This window comes from Streptomyces sp. NPDC059142, assembly GCF_042755665.1.
Lineage (GTDB): Bacteria > Actinomycetota > Actinomycetes > Streptomycetales > Streptomycetaceae > Streptomyces.
This window is the reverse complement of sequence record NZ_JBHZDA010000059.1, coordinates 1,866-17,775: the sequence shown is the minus strand read 5'-3', so window position 1 is coordinate 17,775 and position 15,910 is coordinate 1,866. Positions and strand designations below refer to the sequence as shown.

General features: G+C 73.5%; 16 protein-coding genes and 1 riboswitch. Of the genes, 8 read left to right on the top strand and 8 right to left on the bottom strand.

What is annotated here, in order from left to right; translation table 11 throughout:
• Positions 1-51 precede the first annotated feature (51 nt).
• Together ACFXPK_RS21180 and ACFXPK_RS21175 are read left to right on the top strand one after the other, a co-directional pair.
• Positions 52-675 carry a helix-turn-helix domain-containing protein gene (locus ACFXPK_RS21180; protein WP_385000989.1) on the top strand — a complete coding sequence of 208 codons (624 nt, stop codon included), beginning with the start codon at positions 52-54 and terminating at the stop codon, positions 673-675.
• A 22-nt stretch (positions 676-697) separates the two neighbouring features.
• The gene (locus tag ACFXPK_RS21175) at positions 698-871 is read left to right on the top strand and encodes a DUF6126 family protein (protein WP_385000986.1); all 174 of its coding nucleotides are present in this window, start codon (positions 698-700) and stop codon (positions 869-871) included.
• 30 nt (positions 872-901) lie between these two features.
• On the opposite strand, the gene ACFXPK_RS21170 is transcribed toward ACFXPK_RS21175, so the two are convergent.
• Entirely contained in the window at positions 902-1,714 is an 813-nt protein-coding gene (locus ACFXPK_RS21170) for a tyrosine-protein phosphatase (RefSeq protein ID WP_385077574.1), read from the bottom strand.
• Positions 1,715-2,161: 447 nt separating this feature from the next.
• Positions 2,162-2,327, top strand: a riboswitch (cyclic di-AMP (ydaO/yuaA leader).
• Between the two features lie 4 nt (positions 2,328-2,331).
• Here ACFXPK_RS21170 and ACFXPK_RS21165 point away from each other — a divergent pair.
• On the top strand, positions 2,332-3,315 hold the full coding sequence (locus tag ACFXPK_RS21165; RefSeq protein ID WP_385077571.1) for a peptidoglycan DD-metalloendopeptidase family protein: 984 nt from the start codon (positions 2,332-2,334) through the stop codon (positions 3,313-3,315).
• 181 nt (positions 3,316-3,496) lie between these two features.
• Positions 3,497-4,321: an SGNH/GDSL hydrolase family protein gene (locus ACFXPK_RS21160; RefSeq protein WP_385000977.1), complete on the top strand. Its 825-nt coding sequence runs from the start codon at positions 3,497-3,499 to the stop codon at positions 4,319-4,321.
• Positions 4,322-4,358: 37 nt separating this feature from the next.
• Here the strand turns inward: ACFXPK_RS21160 and ACFXPK_RS21155 are convergent, their stop codons facing one another.
• The 5 genes from ACFXPK_RS21155 to ACFXPK_RS21135 form a co-directional block, all read right to left on the bottom strand.
• Positions 4,359-5,204 (bottom strand): STM4011 family radical SAM protein, encoded by an 846-nt coding sequence (locus ACFXPK_RS21155; protein ID WP_385077568.1) that lies wholly within the window; start codon positions 5,202-5,204, stop codon positions 4,359-4,361.
• A gap of 63 nt (positions 5,205-5,267) precedes the next feature.
• Positions 5,268-6,641, bottom strand: a complete 1,374-nt coding sequence (locus tag ACFXPK_RS21150) for an STM4012 family radical SAM protein (RefSeq protein WP_385077565.1) — start codon at positions 6,639-6,641, stop codon at positions 5,268-5,270.
• On the bottom strand, positions 6,638-7,450 hold the full coding sequence (locus tag ACFXPK_RS21145; RefSeq protein ID WP_385077563.1) for an STM4013/SEN3800 family hydrolase: 813 nt from the start codon (positions 7,448-7,450) through the stop codon (positions 6,638-6,640). Before ACFXPK_RS21145 ends, ACFXPK_RS21150 begins: the two co-directional genes overlap by 4 nt.
• A 44-nt stretch (positions 7,451-7,494) precedes the next feature.
• Complete coding sequence (locus ACFXPK_RS21140; protein ID WP_385077560.1) at positions 7,495-8,658, bottom strand: STM4014 family protein; 1,164 nt, start codon at positions 8,656-8,658, stop codon at positions 7,495-7,497.
• A 3-nt stretch (positions 8,659-8,661) separates the two neighbouring features.
• A complete protein-coding gene (locus ACFXPK_RS21135; RefSeq protein WP_385077557.1) occupies positions 8,662-9,612 on the bottom strand; it encodes an STM4015 family protein in 951 nt (316 codons plus the stop codon).
• Positions 9,613-9,808: 196 nt separating this feature from the next.
• On the opposite strand from ACFXPK_RS21135, the gene ACFXPK_RS21130 reads away from it, so the two are divergent.
• Together ACFXPK_RS21130 and ACFXPK_RS21125 are read left to right on the top strand one after the other, a co-directional pair.
• The gene (locus ACFXPK_RS21130) at positions 9,809-10,147 is read left to right on the top strand and encodes a hypothetical protein (protein WP_385000965.1); all 339 of its coding nucleotides are present in this window, start codon (positions 9,809-9,811) and stop codon (positions 10,145-10,147) included.
• A gap of 103 nt (positions 10,148-10,250) precedes the next feature.
• Entirely contained in the window at positions 10,251-11,264 is a 1,014-nt protein-coding gene (locus tag ACFXPK_RS21125) for a DUF6745 domain-containing protein (RefSeq protein WP_385077612.1), read from the top strand.
• A 24-nt stretch (positions 11,265-11,288) separates the two neighbouring features.
• Here ACFXPK_RS21125 and ACFXPK_RS21120 read toward each other — a convergent pair whose 3' ends face one another.
• On the bottom strand, positions 11,289-12,167 hold the full coding sequence (locus tag ACFXPK_RS21120; protein WP_385000997.1) for a carbohydrate kinase family protein: 879 nt from the start codon (positions 12,165-12,167) through the stop codon (positions 11,289-11,291).
• A 357-nt stretch (positions 12,168-12,524) separates the two neighbouring features.
• Between ACFXPK_RS21120 and ACFXPK_RS21115 the strand changes: the two genes are divergently transcribed.
• Complete coding sequence (locus ACFXPK_RS21115; protein ID WP_385000962.1) at positions 12,525-13,775, top strand: MBL fold metallo-hydrolase; 1,251 nt, start codon at positions 12,525-12,527, stop codon at positions 13,773-13,775.
• A gap of 168 nt (positions 13,776-13,943) precedes the next feature.
• Here ACFXPK_RS21115 and ACFXPK_RS21110 read toward each other — a convergent pair whose 3' ends face one another.
• Positions 13,944-14,726, bottom strand: a complete 783-nt coding sequence (locus ACFXPK_RS21110; protein WP_385077554.1) for a DeoR/GlpR family DNA-binding transcription regulator — start codon at positions 14,724-14,726, stop codon at positions 13,944-13,946.
• Between the two features lie 176 nt (positions 14,727-14,902).
• On the opposite strand from ACFXPK_RS21110, the gene ACFXPK_RS21105 reads away from it, so the two are divergent.
• The gene (locus ACFXPK_RS21105) at positions 14,903-15,802 is read left to right on the top strand and encodes an SIS domain-containing protein (RefSeq protein ID WP_385000956.1); all 900 of its coding nucleotides are present in this window, start codon (positions 14,903-14,905) and stop codon (positions 15,800-15,802) included.
• Positions 15,803-15,910 lie beyond the last annotated feature (108 nt).

Sequence of the window (15,910 nt, the reverse complement as noted above, 5' to 3'; positions counted from 1 at the left end):
CTCCGGGGCAAGAAATTTGCCCCGGAGGAAAGTTCCTGGCGCAATGGACGTATGAGCACACCCTCCGCCGGAGAGGCGGCCGACGCGCTGTCCGACCAGCTTCCCGACGTCGCGCCGCGCCTGCGTGAACTGCGCCGGGGCCGCCGGCTCACCCTGGAGGCCGCCGCCCGGCGGGCGGGGCTCTCACCCGCCCATCTCTCCCGGCTGGAGACGGGGCGCAGACAGCCCTCCCTGCCCATGCTGCTGGGTCTGGCCCGGATCTACGGAACGACCGTCTCCGAACTGCTCGGCGAGGCCCCTCCGGAGCGCGAGCCGATCGTCCGGGCCGGCCGCGCCGAACCCGTCGAGGCCGACGGCTGGACCTACCACCAGGCGGGCGGCTCCGGCCGCGCCATGCAGCCGCTGCGGCTCCAGGTCCCGTACGGGGCGCAGGGTGACCTGGTCCGCGTCCACCCCGGTGAGGAGTGGCTCTACGTCCTCGACGGCCGGCTCCGGCTGAGCCTGGGCGACACCCTGCATCTGCTCGGCCCCGGGGACAGCGCGCACTTCGACTCGCTCACCCCGCACCGCATCGCCGCGGCCGGCCCCGAGGGGACCGAGCTGCTCTTCGTCCACACCCTGCTCCAGAGCCCCGCCGCCGATCTGTGCCTCGGTGGCCCGGCCCCCCGTGTCTGACCCGCTGAGAGAGGTCCCCACCATGTCGGAGACAGAGCAGCCGGCGCCGCGCGAAGGCGCGCCGGAACATGTGATGAACGAGGAGAAGAAGTTCCCGCGCGGACTGGTGATCCGGCTCTTCGCCTATCTGGTCGCCGGCCATGTCTTCGCGGCCTTCCTCTATCTCCTCTTCGAGCTCGGCGCCCAGGGGCAGTGACGGCCCGGCCGTGCCGGAGCGCCCGCGGCGTCAGCCCTCGTCGAGGAGGCGGGCGCGCAGCCGTTCGCGGGTCCCGGGTGTGAGGCCCAGGCCGTCGGAGAGATAGCGGTCGGTGGAGCCCCAGGTCCCCTCGATGGTCTCGAAGGCGGCGGCGAGATAGTCGGCGCGGGCGTCGAAGAGCGGGCTGATCAGCGCCGACGCCTCCTCCGGCAGCGCGGCGGGCGTGCGGTCGGCGCGGCGGAAGAGGTAACGGCGGTGCGGGTCGTTCGACTTGAGGTAGTCCGCCTCGATCGCCTCCGGCTCCACCCCGACCGCGAGCAGCACCACGGCCACCGAGAGGCCGGCGCGGTCCTTGCCCGCCGCGCAGTGCAGCAGCGCGGGGAGACTGTCCTCCGCGAGGGCGTGCAGCAGACGGCCGTGCTCCGCCGTGCGCTCCGTGACGATCGCGCCGTACGAGCGGATCATCCGGGCCGCGGCCCTGCCCTCCCCGAGCAGCTCGCGGAGCTGTTCGAGGTCGCCGTGGCGGACCAGCCGCCAGAACTCGGCGCCGTCGGCCGGGTCGGAGAGCGGGATGTTCACGTGACGTACGCCCGGCAGCGCCACGTCCGTGCCGTCCAGCCTCAGATCGGCGGAGTTGCGGAAGTCGAAGATCGTGTGGAGTCCGAGGCCGGTGAGGAAGGCGGTGTCCTCGACGCCGGCGTGGGCGAGATGCCCGCTGCGGTAGAGCGCGCCGTACCGCACCCGCCGTCCGTCCCCGGTCGGAAGGCCGCCGACATCACGGAAGTTGCGTACTCCGGACAGCTCGGGCTCGGTGGACGGGACCTGCGGCGACTGCTGCGTCACGCCTGCTCCTCCGGATCTGCCGTCGGCGCCGATCGCCGGCGGAGTCGGCTCCCGACCCTACCGACGTCACGGCATCCCCTGGCGCGCGGGGCGGTTCGGCGGAACGGCCGGGGGACGTCCACGCACGGACCGGTCATGCGGGGAGGAAACGCCCAAACACACCTCTGTCCGGATTGACTGATTCCGCATAACCTGCCCCGGTCGCGGGGGAGATGGGGCGCGTCTCGTGAGCAGGATCATATCCGTGACGTTCCGTGGTGACGGCGCGAAAGGGAAAGGCCCGCTCGAAAGGGAATTGGAGGCGGAACTCCACGCAGGGTGACGGGCGATCTTCCCCCGGAAGGACCCGGGCGCCGCCGACGGAAAAGGGTGGCTTGTTCCGGCCGTCCCACTCGCCTACGTTCACCCTCAATCCGAGCGGAACGCCGAATCCTGCCGCCGCCTCGGGGACACCATCCACCCATTCACGCGTGGCAGGAGCGGGGGACCCAGGTAGTACGCCGTTCCGGTGCTCCGGCATCAGGACGGCTCGGGGTGAAGTCGCGCACCACGCGCGGCCGGGCAGCTCCAGCCCGAACCCGACAGCTCACCTCGTAGGCGCCGGAGAGGAATTCGCCATGCCCGCGAAGGGTAAGCACCGCCGCCCGAAGACCAACCCGCTCTCGCGCGGATTCATCGCCGCAGGAACGGGCGGCGCCGCCATCGCACTGCCGCTCATCGGCGCCACCGGCGCGCACGCCGCGCAGCAGGCCGCGCCCGCCGCCGCTCCGCAGGCCGCGCCGGCCACCGCGCACACCGCGCAGAACCTGCCCGCCGCCGCCCCGCAGAGAGGCGCCGCGACGCAGGTCACCCGCTCCGAGGGCACGAGCGTGCGCACCTACGCGGTGGTCGCCGGTGACTACCTCTCCAAGATCGCCGACGAGCAGAACGTACGCGGCGGCTGGCAGCGGCTGTACGAGGACAACCGCCAGGCCGTCGGCGCCGACCCCGGGCTGATCCACCCCGGCCTGAAGCTCACCATCGGCGGCAGGAACGCGACCGCCCGTTCCGAGGCGCCCGCCGCCTCGAAGCAGTCGAGGACCGAGTCGAAGCCCAAGGCGTCCACGTCGTCGAAGGCGCCCTCGTCCGGCACCTCCTCCTCCGCGGCCAAGAAGGCGGCGCCCGCCGCCGAATCGGCCGCGCGGACCAGCGCCTCCGGCTTCACCCTGCCGGTCGACGGCGTCGGCGTCGGTACGGCGTACCGCGCCGCGGGCGGAAGCTGGTCCAGCGGCTACCACACCGGTGTGGACTTCGTGGCCTCCACCGGCACCACCGTGAAGGCGGTCGGCGCGGGCACCGTCGTGACCGCGGGCAGCGGCGGCTCGTACGGCAACCAGATCGTCATCCGGCACGACAACGGCATGTACTCCCAGTACGCCCACCTCTCCTCCCTCTCCGTCTCGGCCGGCCAGAGCGTCTCCACGGGGCAGCAGATCGGGCTCTCCGGGGCCACCGGCAATGTGACCGGGCCGCACCTGCACTTCGAGATCCGCACGGGACCGGAGTACGGCTCGGACGTCGACCCGCTGGCCTTCCTCCGCCAGAACGGCGTCTCCATCTGACCCGTCCGACGCACACCGAGGCACCCGCATTTCCCGTACGGCCCGGCACCGATAAGTGCCGGGCCGTACGGGATTTCGCTATTCCCACTTGAAAGAAAATTGACCGATGGTCTTTCTCACCCCACGTCAACCCCTGCCTACGGTCGCGTAGGTCACATGGCCGGGTGGAAAATACCCTGCTGTGGCAGACGATTCGAGAGCAAGAAGAGACAAGATATTCGGGTCGTACGCGGCGATCGGTGACAGCTTCACGGAGGGTGTGGGAGATCCAGGACCCGACGGGCTGTTCGTCGGCTGGGCGGACCGGCTCGCGGTCCTCCTCGCCGACCAGCTACCGCTCTCCGGTGCGACGGCCGACCCCGTCCACGGCGACTTCCGCTACGCCAACCTGGCCGTACGCGGCCGGCTCCTCGACCAGATCGTCGCGGAACAGATCCCCCGGGCCAAGAAACTCGCCCCGGACCTGGTGACCTTCTGCGCGGGCGGCAACGACATCATCCGCCCCGGCACCGACCCCGACGACGTCGCCGAGCGCTTCGAGCGGGCCGTCGCCGATCTCACCGGCGCCGTCGGCACGGTCATGCTGGCCACCGGCTTCGACACCCGCCGCGTGCCCGTCCTGCGCCATCTGCGCGGCAAGATCGCCACGTTCAACGAACACACACGGGCCATCGCCGACCGCTACGGCTGCCCCGTCCTCGACCTCTGGTCCTTGAGGACCGTCCAGGACCGGCGGGCCTGGGACGGCGACCGGCTGCATCTGTCGCCCGAGGGCCACACCCGGGTCGCGCTGCGCGCCGGACAGGTGCTCGGCGTCGACGTCCCCGCCGACCCGGACCAGCCGTGGCCGCCGCTGCCGCCGCGCGGCACGTTCGAAGTACGGCGCGACGACATCCACTGGGCCCGCGAGTATCTGGTGCCCTGGATCGGACGGAGGCTGCGCGGCGCCTCCTCCGGCGACCACATCGAGGCGAAGCGGCCGGACCTGCTGCCCCTGGAGCACTGACACGGCCCGGGTCCCGGGCGGCGGGGGCGTCGTGACCTCACGCCCCCGCCGGGATCCGCTCCAGCACCCCGCCCGCGAAGACGTCGTACAGCGGCAGCGTCTCCAGATGGACATAGCCGATATGGCAGTCGCACACCGCCAGCGGACAGGCCCGCGGCGCGAGCGCGCGCCGGTACGAGCCGTCGTAGAGATTGCCCAGCTCGGCGCGGACGAAGTGGCAGCGCCGTACCGTGCCCTCACCGTCCACCGAGATCACCGACTCGCCCGTGCGGCACGGCAGTCCGGCCGAGCGGTGCGGATGGCGGCTGTACGGGAAGAGCGGATCCAGCTCCGTCCACCGCGCGGCCTCCTCGTCCGTGTACGTGTGTCCCTCGGCCGCGTTGATCCACAGGTAGACGTGCGGGGGCAGCTCGGCGCGCAGCCGGCGTGCGTGCTCCAGATGCTCGTCCAGTCCGACGACCCCCACGCTGTACCGGATCCCGCGCGCCGCCAGCTCATGGGCCTTGGTCAGGAAACGTTCGTACGGCGTCTGCCCCGGGTGGTACGTGCACCACAGGGCGAGCTTCGCGGGATCGGCGTCCGCCAGCCCGTCGGTACGGAAGCTGAGATTCGTCTGGACGGCCACCCGGCGGATGTGCGGCAGCAGCGAGAGTTCGGTGAGCGCCCGCCGGTACCAGGAGCGGACCATCCCCTCGCCCCAGGGCGTGAACAGCACGGAGAGCCGGTCGTCCGTGGCGGCGGCCGCCCACGCGGTGAACCGCTCCAGGGCCGCCCGGTCGGCACGCAGCCGCTCCGGGCTGTCCCGCCGCTTGGCGAACGGGCAGTACGGGCAGTCGTAGTCGCAGGAGGCGAGCGGCCCGCGGTAGAGGATCGTCAGGTCCATGGGGCTCCCTTCGGGGCGTTCGGAACGCTTCGGCGGCGGCCCGCGCCGGGCCGCCTCGGCGGTCTACTTCGAGGCGTACGCGGCCATCGCGGCCCGTACGGCGGGCGAGAACAGCGCCGGGCCCAGTGCGTCGGAGTGCGCGAGCCCTTCGGGGGAGAGCCGCAGCAGCCCGGGGCCCGCACCGCTGTCCAGCCAGCCGAGGGCGGCGAACCGGTCCAGCTCCGTCCCGAAGTCCTCGGCGGGATCGGCGCCGAAGCGCGCGCGGTACTCCGCCACCGCCATGCCCCGGGCCTGGAGCAGCGACTGGAGCAGATGGCGGCGGCGCGCCTCGTCCCCGTCGACCCGGCGGCCCACCTCGGCACGGGAGAAGTCCTCCGTCCGCGTGTAGGCGTCGATGATCGCCCGTATCGCGCGCATGTCGACGGCGTAGTCGAAGGAGTAGTGCAGGCGCGAGGTGTACGAACGGGCCCCGCAGCCCAGCCCGATCATGCCGTCGGTCTGGCACGCGTAGTCGTCGGCGCCCTGGGGAGGCGCGTCCCGGCGGCGGAACATCCGCATCGACACCTGCTCGTACCCCTCGGCGAGGAGATGGTCCCGGCCCTGCCGGTAGAGCCCCAGCCGCTGCCGGTCCCACCGGGCGTCACTGCCCGCGCCGAGCTTGCCGAGGCCGGTGAGCGGTCTCACGTACAGGGGGTAGAGATACAGCTCCTCGGGGCGCCAGGCGAGCGCCGCGTCCAGCGAGCGGCGCCAGGTCGCCGGGGTCTGGCCGTCGATGCCGTAGATGAGATCGATGTTGAGGACCGGGATGCGGGCGTCCCTGATCCGGCCGAGCGCGGCCTCCACCTCCGCACGGCGCTGCGGGCGCACCGCGGCCCGCGCCTCCGCGTCCACGAAGCTCTGCACCCCGATGCTCAGCCGGGTGGCGCCCCGCTCGGCGAGGACGGCCAGCCGGTCGGCGGTCGCGGTCGCGGGGGAGGTCTCCACGGAGAGCGGGACGGCGCGCAGATCGGCGCCCATCCGCTTCTCGGCCAGGTCGCAGAGACGCTCCAGCTCGCCCGCGTCCAGATAGGTGGGCGTACCGCCGCCGAAGGCCGCGGCGGCGAACCGCACCGGTCCCTCCGTGCCCGCGCCCCCGTCCGCGTCCAGCGCCTCGCGCACCGCCGTCGCCTGCCGGTCCAGCGCGTCCAGGTAGCGCGTCGTCAGCTCCCCGGGCGCGCCGATCCGGGTGAAGAGATTGCAGAAACCGCAGCGGACCTCGCAGAACGGGATGTGCAGATAGAGGGAGAGCGCGTCCTTGCGCTCACCGGTCCACTCCTCGGCCAGCGCGGGCCGGTCGTCGAGGGGGCGGTAGGCCGTCTTGTGCGGATAGGCGTAGACGTAACTCTCGTACGGACGCGGTGGGGTCGCCAGGGGCGTGGGCGACGGCGAGGTGGTCATGGGGCGCTCCCGTGCTCAAGGAAGAAGTGGGCGTACGGCACCGTCCAGACGGACGGGTGGCCCAGCCGGTGGCCGCTCCAGCCGTCGTCGCCGTAGGCGGTGCCGTGGTCGGAGCAGACGATCGCGAAACACCGGCGGCGGCGGCTCGCGGCGGCGAAGAGCCGGCCGATGTGCCGGTCGACGTATTCGAGCGCGGCGGCGTGCGTGGCCCGGGTGTCGCCCGCCTCTTCGGTGGCGCCCGGCCGGTGGAACCAGTTGGGCTGGTGCAGCGCCGACACATTGACGAAGAGGAAGAGCCTGCGCTCCGGGTCGAGCCCGGCGACGACCTGCTCGGCGCGGGCGATCTGCGCCTCGAAGGAGACCGGGGACGCCACACCGAACTCCGGCTCCCAGTGGCTCTCCTGGAACATGCCGGGCAGGACGGAGCCGAGCGCGCCCCGCCGGTTGAAGAAGCCGACCCCGCCGACGCAGACCGTGCGGTATCCGGCCGCGGCGAGCCCCGAGACCAGGTCCGGTGTGTCGTAGACGAACGTCCCGGCGGCCGTCGACTCGCTGCCGCCGAAGCGCGCGGCGAACAGCCGGGGGTGCGGGCCCTGGGCGGCGGGGGTCGGCAGGAAACCGGCGAAGATCGCCTGGTGCGAAGCGTAGGTGAAGCTGCCGGGGGCGTGCCGCTCCTCCCAGCGGCCGGCCGGCAGATGGCGGGCGAGGTGCGGGATACGGCCCGCCGCGGCCAGTTCGCGCGCCACGTCGAAGCGGAGCGTGTCGAGGGTGACGAGCAGCAGGTCGTCGCGCCCGACCACCTCGTTCATGTCGGGCGGGGGGACGGTCCCGGGCGTTCCGGGGCGTGGGGCCGTCATCCGGGCTCTCCGCAGGGGTGGAGCGCCGCCGTGCGGCCGGCCCGGCGGGGCAGGGCCGCGAGCTGCGCCGCGTAGGTGTCCAGGCCCGCGGCCTCGCGCTCGGGCAGTCCGCCGAGGCCGGGCAGCAGGTCGCCGAAGGCGTTCACCTCGGCGACCGCGTACCGCAGCCAGCCCGGCTCGGGCATCAGGTCCACCCCCACGCAGTGGGTCGCGGGGAAGCAGGCCGCCGCCGCCTCGCACTGTTCGAGAAGGGTGGAGAAGCTGCCGCCCGCCGCGTCGACCGTCGACCGGACCGCGTCGAGGTCGCCCCGCGTTCCGCCGAGGTGGAGGTTGGTCATGGGCGAGGCGCTGGTACGGACGACCGCGTGCGTGGCGCGGCCCGCGACCACCACCACGCGCAGATCGGCCGCGCGGCCCCGCTGCGTCCCCTTGGGCAGCCACCGCTCGATGTGCAGCCCGTCCGGCGCGAGGGTGTCGATGATCGCGGCCACCTCGCGCTCGGCCGTGTAGCGCCGCACCCGCAGGGAGTTGAAGAGGCGGCCCGCGCCGTCCAGCTCCACGGAGGTGATCGCGCTCACCCGGCCCGGGCCCGCGATCCCCACGGCGAGCACCCCGGAGGCCGAGGACCCGTGGGCGATCTTGACGAACGCCCGGCGCAGCCCGGCCTCCGCCATCCGGGCCCGTACGTCGTCCCAGCCCGACACGGCGGGCGCCGCCGCGCCCGAGGTGGGCGACAGGGGGACCCGTACGCCGGCCTCGTCCAGCACCCGGTGGGTGAGGCGCTTGTCGAAGAGGACCGCCAGCTCTTCCGGGTCGTCGAGCAGCGTGGCCCCGCCGGACATGGCCGCCCTGCCCAGGTCACGGGCGGCCGCCGTGAACCGCTCGTACCAGCGGCCGGTGCCCTCGACCCGGGTCGGGTCGTCCGTGCCGCGCAGCAGCCGGTCCACCTCGGCGTCCTCGCCGGGGGAGTCGATCCGTACGGTCTCCCCGGCGCCGAACACGGCCCGGCCGCCCAGCACGTCGAGCCAGCCGACCTCCCGGGCCGGTGGCAGCCCGGCGGCCAGGACCGCGTTTTGGAACAGGGAGAGGCGGCGGTTTCCTGGGATGCCCACCACGGTCAGTCGTGGCGCCGGGTCCCGGTCGCCGGTGAGGGAAGTCATCGGTTACTCCGCCACCGCCACGTAGCGGTGCTCCGTGTCGTCCCACTGCTCCGCCTCCTCGACCTCGGAGAGGTCGACCTCCACCCCGGCGGCGCCGAGGGTCGCCAGAAGCCGCTCGCGCACCGGTTCGCTCACGAAGTGGTGGTGCAGGTCGAGCTTCTTGAGGTGGGTGAGCGGCTGGCCGGCGAGGAGGGCCTCCGCGCCGTCGTCGCCGAGGGTGCCCATGGAGAGGTCGAGACTCTCCAGACGGGCCACGACGGGCGCCCCGGCCAGCGCGACCGCGATCTCGTCCTGGATGACGCTGTTGCGCAGCGCCAGATGGCGCAGCCGGGGGAGCCGGGAGCCGGTCAGCACGGGCGCCAGGTCGGCGACGGTCGTGTCCGCCCCGTATCCGTCGGAGCCGAGCCACAGGTCCAGGGACTCCAGCGCGGGCAGATCGCTCGCGCCGATGCCCCGCACCACGTCGGCGCCGAGGCCGCCCGTCTCGATCCTGAGCGAGCGCAGCCGCTCGTGCCGTACGGCGGGGAACTCCAGGCCGTTGCCGCCCCGCGATCCGAACTCCTCCAGCTCGGGGAAGGCGTCCAGGAGCGGGGTGAGCCGTCCCTGGTTGATCCAGGAGATCTCGCAGTCCATGAACGTCATGTCACCGATGAACAGCGCCCGCAGCGCGGGCAGTCGGTCGCGCGCCGCGACCAGCGCCGCCACGACCGGCTCGGGGTCCGAGTCGTACGCGTCGCTCCACGAACCGACGATCAGCGCCCGGACGCCGGTGGTGTCCACGGTCGCCGTGAAGCGGGCGAACACCTCCTCCCACGCCTCCTCCGCCTCGTACGCGTCGACCGACAGCCGCCAGGCCACGGAGGCGGGGTCCGGCAGCCCCTCGGTCCCGTCGGCGTCGGGGAAGCCGAACACGGGCAGGCCGTACAGCTCCTGCATGTGGTGGTTGATGGTCATGACGAACGCTCCAGACACCGGCGGGCAGTGATCGGCTGATGTGGAGAAGTTCTACCAAGCGCCACTGACAACTCCGGCCGGTGGGGCGGCACCGGGCGACGGGCGGGCCGGGGGCGCCGGGGCCGCGTTGTCAGACCCGGCCCTTAGCGTCGTCATCAGGTCGGCGCACCGGGCGCCGCCGGTCGAGGGGAGAGCCATGTTCCGGCAGGGAGACGTACTCGTCGTGCCCGTCGCGGAGGAGTCCGTGCCGCCGTGTCTGAGGGACGCCGGGCGGGTGTCCGGTGAGCCGAGGGACGCGCGCGGCCGGCTGGTCCTGGCGCTCGGCGAGGTCACCGGCCACGCCCACGCGGTGCCGGGTCCCGGGCGGCTGATCAGGGAGTCGGGCGATCCGGCGGGGCCCGTGTTCCTGCACCTCCCGGACGGCGGACGGGTGGTGCACGAGGAACACGCGGTGATCCCGCTGCCCAAGGGGTGGTTCCGGGTGGTGCGCCAGCGCGAGTACGTGCCGGGCGCGGTGCGCCTCGTCGCCGACTGAGCGGGCGCGGCCGGCCGAGGGGCCGGCAGGGCGATGGTGACGGCCGATGATCGACGACGAGCGGGGAACGGTGGCGGGGATGACGGCGAGCGGGGCGATGACGATGAGTGACATGAACACCTGGCGGGCTGTCGCGGCGGCGACGGGCGCGGCGGACCGGCCCGCCGCCGAACAGGGGGTACGGCTGGCCTACCGCACGGCGGGCCTCGCGGAGCCGGAGCGGATCGTCTGGGCCGGATCGCCCCTGGCGGGCGCGCGGGCCGCGCTGCTGCTCACCGGGGCCGGGCGGTCCGTACGCGACGAGGTGCGTACGTACCCCTGGGCGGAGGAGCGGCGCAGGGTGCACGACACGCTGGGCCCGGACGGCTGGGCCCGGCACTGGAACGCCACCGGGGCCCGCCTCTGGGACACCACACGGGCCCTCGCCGACCGGATACGCGCCGGGGTCCTGGACGCGGCCGAGGAGGGCGGGGAGAGCGGAAGCGCCGACGGCCCCACGATCCGCTCGCTGCTGCTCGACGCCGTGCTCGGCCAGCACGACGCGGCCTGGCTCGCCGCGTTCGACGGCCACGGCGAGCGGCTGGCGGGCCTCGCGGAGGTGGCGCGGAACGCGGGCTGGTGGTGGCCGTACGCACACGCGGTGGTGATCTGCGAGCGCCCCGTCGTCCTCCACCGCGACGAGGCGGGGCGGCTGGACCGGGGCGACGGACCGGCGATCGCCTACCCGGACGGCTTCGCCCTGCACGCCTGGCGCGGGATGCCGGTCCCCGCCGCGTTCCTCGGAGAGCTGCCCTCGCTGACCCCCGGCCGGATCCGCGCGGAGCCCAACGCGGAGCTGCGCCGGGTGATGCTGGAGTACTACGGCTTCGAGCGCTATCTGAGCGAGTCGGACGCGCGCCCCGTCCACCGGGACGAGACGGGTGTCCTGTGGCGGATCGCGCTGACCGGTGACGAGGACGTCGCGATGGTCGAGGTGGTCAACTCCACGCCGGAGCCGGACGGCACCCACCGCACCTACTGGCTGCGGGTGCCGCCCACCGTCCGCTCGGCGAGGGAGGGTGTGGCCTGGACGTTCGGGCTGGAGGCGGAGGCGTACGCCCCGATCCGCCAGACCTGAGCCGGGCGGATCGGCGCCGGGAGGTCACACCCGGGCCGCGAGCAGGTCGTCCCGGCCGATCAGGGCCTCGCTGCCCTCGGCCGTACAGGCGTGGGCACCGGCGACCGCGCCCAGCGCCGCGCTCCGTTCGAGATCCAGGCCCGCGAGGCGCCCGTACAGGAATCCGCAGACGTACGCGTCGCCCGCGCCGTTGGAGTCCACCACCGGCGCGGGCGGGACGGTCGCGGGCACCGGGCGCGGGGTGCGTCCGCCGTCACGGGTCATCAGGTACGAGCCGCCCGCGCCGGCCGTCGCGACCACCGCCTCGGCCCGCCCCTCGCGCAGGATCTCCCGCATCAGCGAGGCGATCCGCTCACCCGCCCCGGCCGCGCTGAGGAAGACCAGATCGGAGCGGAAGGCGAACTCCCGGTGGTAGTCGTCGAGTCCGTCCCAGTCGTGCAGATCGGTCGAGACCGGGACCCCGAGCGCTTCGACGTCGTCGAAGAGATGGCGGGTGAAGTCGGTGATCGAGAGGTGGACGTGACGGGCGCGCCGCAGATGCGGCAGATAGAACTCGCGGGGCATCCGCAGGCCTTCGGGGTCCCTGGCGTCGTGGAAGGACATCCTGCGGCCCGTCTTGTCCACGAGGTTGACCGCACGCCGGGTGCCCTCCGGGGAGATGAGCGTCTCGAAGTCCACATCGCCGGCGGTGAGCCGGTCCCTCACCTGCGCGCCCGTCCAGTCGTCCCCTATGTAGTCGAGGAACTTGACGTTCAGCCCCAAGTTCCGGCAGCCCAGAGCCACATTGCCACCGGTGTGCCCGGGCCATTCACGGATCGGCCCCACCGGGACGGAATCGGCGAGCGGCACCGGCAGCGAATCGACCCGGACGACGGTATCCACCCCGCTGCCCCCGACGACCAGTACATCGTGGCGGAACTGGTCGCTCTGATCGGTCTGCGGCTGCGTCACAGTCTCCCTTTCACGGTCCGGACGGTCCGACCGTCCCCCAGTATGGCCGTACCGCACGCCCCGGCGCAGGGGCCGCCCCCGCCGCCCCGGCCTCCGCCGCCCCGCGCCCCCCTCCACCGTCCGCAGGCGCTCGGCGCTCACCCGGAGATCACAGGAATCGGAGGCATGAGCGGGAATCCCCGGGGCAGTGACGAACGTTGGACGGGCGTACGCGGCAGGGGGTGGGAGTGATCAATTGCGATCATTTCGCCCCGCACCGATGAACGGTCCCGGCCATAATGGGACAACACCGAACCTCCAGGAGGTGCTGTGACAGGCGCTGGTTCCCCCCTTTCGTTGCGCTCCCGGCTGCGCTCGCTGCGACCCGCGGCCTTCGGGGCCGACTCGGCGGGGGAGAGGCTGGAGCGGATCCACCGCTCGCCGAACTTCGCCGACGGGGTGTTCCAGAACCCCGTGGGGGCCAGGACCAGACCGTCCGGGGCCTCGGGCATCGAGTTCGCGAAGATCTACTTCCAGAAGGAGGCACGGGCCCGGCGCTCCCCGATCGGCACCATCCCCGTGCACCCCACGACCCTCGCCGACCTCGCCGCGCCCCCGGCCTCCGGCCTGCGGCTCACCTGGATGGGGCATTCCAGCGTCCTCGCCGAGATCGACGGCCGGCGGGTCCTCTTCGACCCGGTGTGGGGTGAGCGCTGCTCGCCCTTCTCCTTCGCGGGCCCGAAGCGGCTGCACCCCGTCCCCGTACCGCTCGCCGCGCTCGGTCCTGTGGACGTCGTCGTGATCTCCCACGACCACTACGACCATCTCGACCTGCCCACGATCCGTGCCCTCGCCTCCACCGACACCCTCTTCGCCGTGCCGCTCGGCGTCGGGGCCCACCTGGAGAGCTGGGGCGTGCCCGCGTCCCGGCTGCGCGAACTGGACTGGAACGAGTCCACCGAGGTCGCCGGCGTCCGCCTCACCGCCACCCCCGCCCGCCACTTCTGCGGACGCGGTCTGCGCAACCAGCAGCACACCCTCTGGGCGTCCTGGGTCGTGGCCGGGCCCGAGCACCGGATCTACCACAGCGGCGACACCGGCTACTTCCCGGGCTTCACGGAGATCGGCGCCGAGCACGGGCCCTTCGACGCCACGATGATCCAGATCGGCGCGTACAGCGAGTACTGGCCCGACATCCACATGACCCCGGCCGAGGGGATGCGCGCCCATCTCGACCTCCAGGGCGGCCGGCCCTCCGGCGTGATGATGCCGATCCACTGGGGGACGTTCAATCTGGCCCCGCATCCGTGGGCCGAGCCGGGCGAGGGCACCGTCGAGGCCGCCGCCGGGGCGGGCGCCGGGCTCGCCCTGCCGCGCCCCGGTCAGCCCTTCGAGCCCACGGGGGACGCGGTCCCCGACGCCCCGTGGTGGCGCTCGGTGGCCGCCCCGCCGGCCGGCGGCTGGCCGGAATACGCGGCGACGGCCCCCGACGCGCTGGTCGCCCCGGCCGGGACGGCCGCGGCCGGGAAGCCCGTCACGGGGAAGACGGAGGAGACGGCCGAGAGCGCGTCACCCGCGTAGCACCGGCCGGGTCCGGTCCCACGGCCCGGGGGCGTACGGACGGCCATGACGGCCGCGTACGACCCCGGGCCGCCGTGTGCCGTACCGGAGGACGTGGCGCCGTACCGGGGGAGCCGGGGCTCCGTACCCCGCGGCCCCTTACCGGGGAGCCGTGGCCCCTTGCCACCGTCAGACCAGGACGACCGGAACCCCGCGTTCCTCGAAGCGGGCGGCCCGCCGTGCCGCGCCCGTGTCGGTGATGAGCGTCCCGATGTCCTCCACCGGACAGATCCGGGCGAACGCGCGGGTGCCCAGCTTCGAGCTGTCCGCCACCACCACCAGCGTCCGCGCCCGCTCGGCGAGCAGCGCGTTGACGCTCGCCTCGTGCTCGCTGTGGGCGCCCGCGCCCTCCTCCGCGTCCACGGCGTCCACCCCGAGGAACGCGAGGTCGAGGCTGACCGCGCCGAGGATGTGCCGGGCCAGCGGGCCGACCAGTTCGTACGACTGGTGCATCGCGACCCCGCCCGTCGTCACGACCTTGATGTGCGGCCGTACCGCCAGTTCATGGGCGATGTTCAGCGCGTTCGTGACGAGCGTGACCGCCGGCTCCTCGGCCGAGCCCCTGAGGTCGCCACGGGTGGCGATGGCGCGGGCCACCTCCGTCGTCGTCGTACCGCCGTTCAGTCCGACGACCATCCCCGGCTCGACCAGCGCCGCGGCCGCCCGCGCGATCCGCTCCTTCTCCGAGGCATGCCGCACCGTCCTGTAGCGCAGGGGCAGTTCGTACGCGACGGAGTGGGCCACCGCCCCGCCCCGGGTGCGGGTCAGCAACTGCTGCTCGGCGAGGTGGTCGAGATCGCGGCGTACGGTCGCGACGGACACCCCCAGTTCGGCGGCGACGGCCTCGACCTCCACCTGGTGCCGCTCGGTCAGCAGCTCCAGGAGGGCCGTGTGCCGTTCGTGGCGATTCACCGGATCCACCGCGTCCTTTCCCGACGTCGACCGGCCGGGCCCTGCCTGCTCCCGCGCCGCCCCTGAGCGTACCGTGCAAGGTGATGCTTGTTTCTGATCGGAACGCTGCTCTAGCATGCAGAAAAAATCACCCTGCGGAACATCGTCGGTCACCCGACCGGGAGCGGAGAGCACAGATGGCTCAGGCGACACATGTGGAGACCGAACTCGCCGACCAGCCCGCCTGCTGGCGGCGGGCCGCCGCGCTGGCCGGGGACCAGGCGGTGGGGGAGGCGCTGCCCGCGCCGGGGGAGCGGGTCGCCGTCGTCGGCTGCGGCACCTCGTTCTTCATGGCCCGCGCCTACGCCGCGCTCCGGGAGGGCGCGGGCCAGGGGGAGACCGACGCCTTCGCCGCCTCGGAGTTCCCCTCGGGCCGCCGCTACGACCGGATCGTGGCGCTGACCCGCTCCGGTACCACCACCGAGGTGCTCGCCCTTCTCGCGGGCGTCCGCGGTACGACCCGTACGACCGCGATCACCGCGGACCCGGCCACGCCGATCCGTGACGCCGCCGACCATCTGGTCGTCCTGGACTTCGCCGACGAACGGTCCGTCGTCCAGACCCGTTTCGCCACCACGGCGCTCACGCTGCTCCGGGCCCGCCTCGGGCTGCACAGCGACGCCGTGGCCGTGGACGGGGAGACCGCCCTCGCGCAGCCGCTGCCCGACGGCCTCACGGAGTGCACCCAGTTCACCTTCCTCGGCCGGGGCTGGTCGGTCGGGCTCGCCGAGGAGGGCGCCCTCAAGATGCGGGAGGCCGCGCTCTCCTGGACCGAGGCCTACCCGGCGATGGAGTACCGGCACGGCCCGATCAGCATCACCACCGGGGGCACGGCGACCTGGATGCTGGGGGAGGCCCCCGACGGTCTGGCCGAGCAGGTCGCGGCGACCGGCGGCCTGTGGGTGGCGGGGCAACTCGACCCGCTGGCCGAACTGGTACGGGTCCAGCGGCTCGCCCTCGCGCTCGCGGCGCGGCGCGGACTCGACCCGGACAGCCCCCGCCATCTCACCCGCTCGGTGATCCTCCCCGCCTCCTAGGCGAGCGGAACCGTCCGGCCCCCGGGCCCCCCCCCCGCCCCCGCCGGGCGCCGCCCCCCCCGGGGGGGGCCGGGCCCCCCCCCCCGGAAGGACAGGGCCGCGGCGGAG

What these genes read in the sequence shown, in the direction of transcription:
- ACFXPK_RS21180 (WP_385000989.1), top strand. Translation starts at nt 52, where the DNA reads ATGAGCACACCCTCCGCCGGAGAGGCGGCCGACGCGCTGTCCGACCAG.
- ACFXPK_RS21175 (WP_385000986.1), top strand. Translation starts at nt 698, where the DNA reads ATGTCGGAGACAGAGCAGCCGGCGCCGCGCGAAGGCGCGCCGGAACAT.
- ACFXPK_RS21165 (WP_385077571.1), top strand. Translation starts at nt 2,332, where the DNA reads ATGCCCGCGAAGGGTAAGCACCGCCGCCCGAAGACCAACCCGCTCTCG.
- ACFXPK_RS21155 (WP_385077568.1), bottom strand. Translation starts at nt 5,204, where the DNA reads ATGGACCTGACGATCCTCTACCGCGGGCCGCTCGCCTCCTGCGACTAC.
- ACFXPK_RS21150 (WP_385077565.1), bottom strand. Translation starts at nt 6,641, where the DNA reads ATGACCACCTCGCCGTCGCCCACGCCCCTGGCGACCCCACCGCGTCCG.
- ACFXPK_RS21145 (WP_385077563.1), bottom strand. Translation starts at nt 7,450, where the DNA reads ATGAACGAGGTGGTCGGGCGCGACGACCTGCTGCTCGTCACCCTCGAC.
- ACFXPK_RS21140 (WP_385077560.1), bottom strand. Translation starts at nt 8,658, where the DNA reads ATGACTTCCCTCACCGGCGACCGGGACCCGGCGCCACGACTGACCGTG.
- ACFXPK_RS21135 (WP_385077557.1), bottom strand. Translation starts at nt 9,612, where the DNA reads ATGACCATCAACCACCACATGCAGGAGCTGTACGGCCTGCCCGTGTTC.
- ACFXPK_RS21130 (WP_385000965.1), top strand. Translation starts at nt 9,809, where the DNA reads ATGTTCCGGCAGGGAGACGTACTCGTCGTGCCCGTCGCGGAGGAGTCC.
- ACFXPK_RS21125 (WP_385077612.1), top strand. Translation starts at nt 10,251, where the DNA reads ATGAGTGACATGAACACCTGGCGGGCTGTCGCGGCGGCGACGGGCGCG.
- ACFXPK_RS21105 (WP_385000956.1), top strand. Translation starts at nt 14,903, where the DNA reads ATGGCTCAGGCGACACATGTGGAGACCGAACTCGCCGACCAGCCCGCC.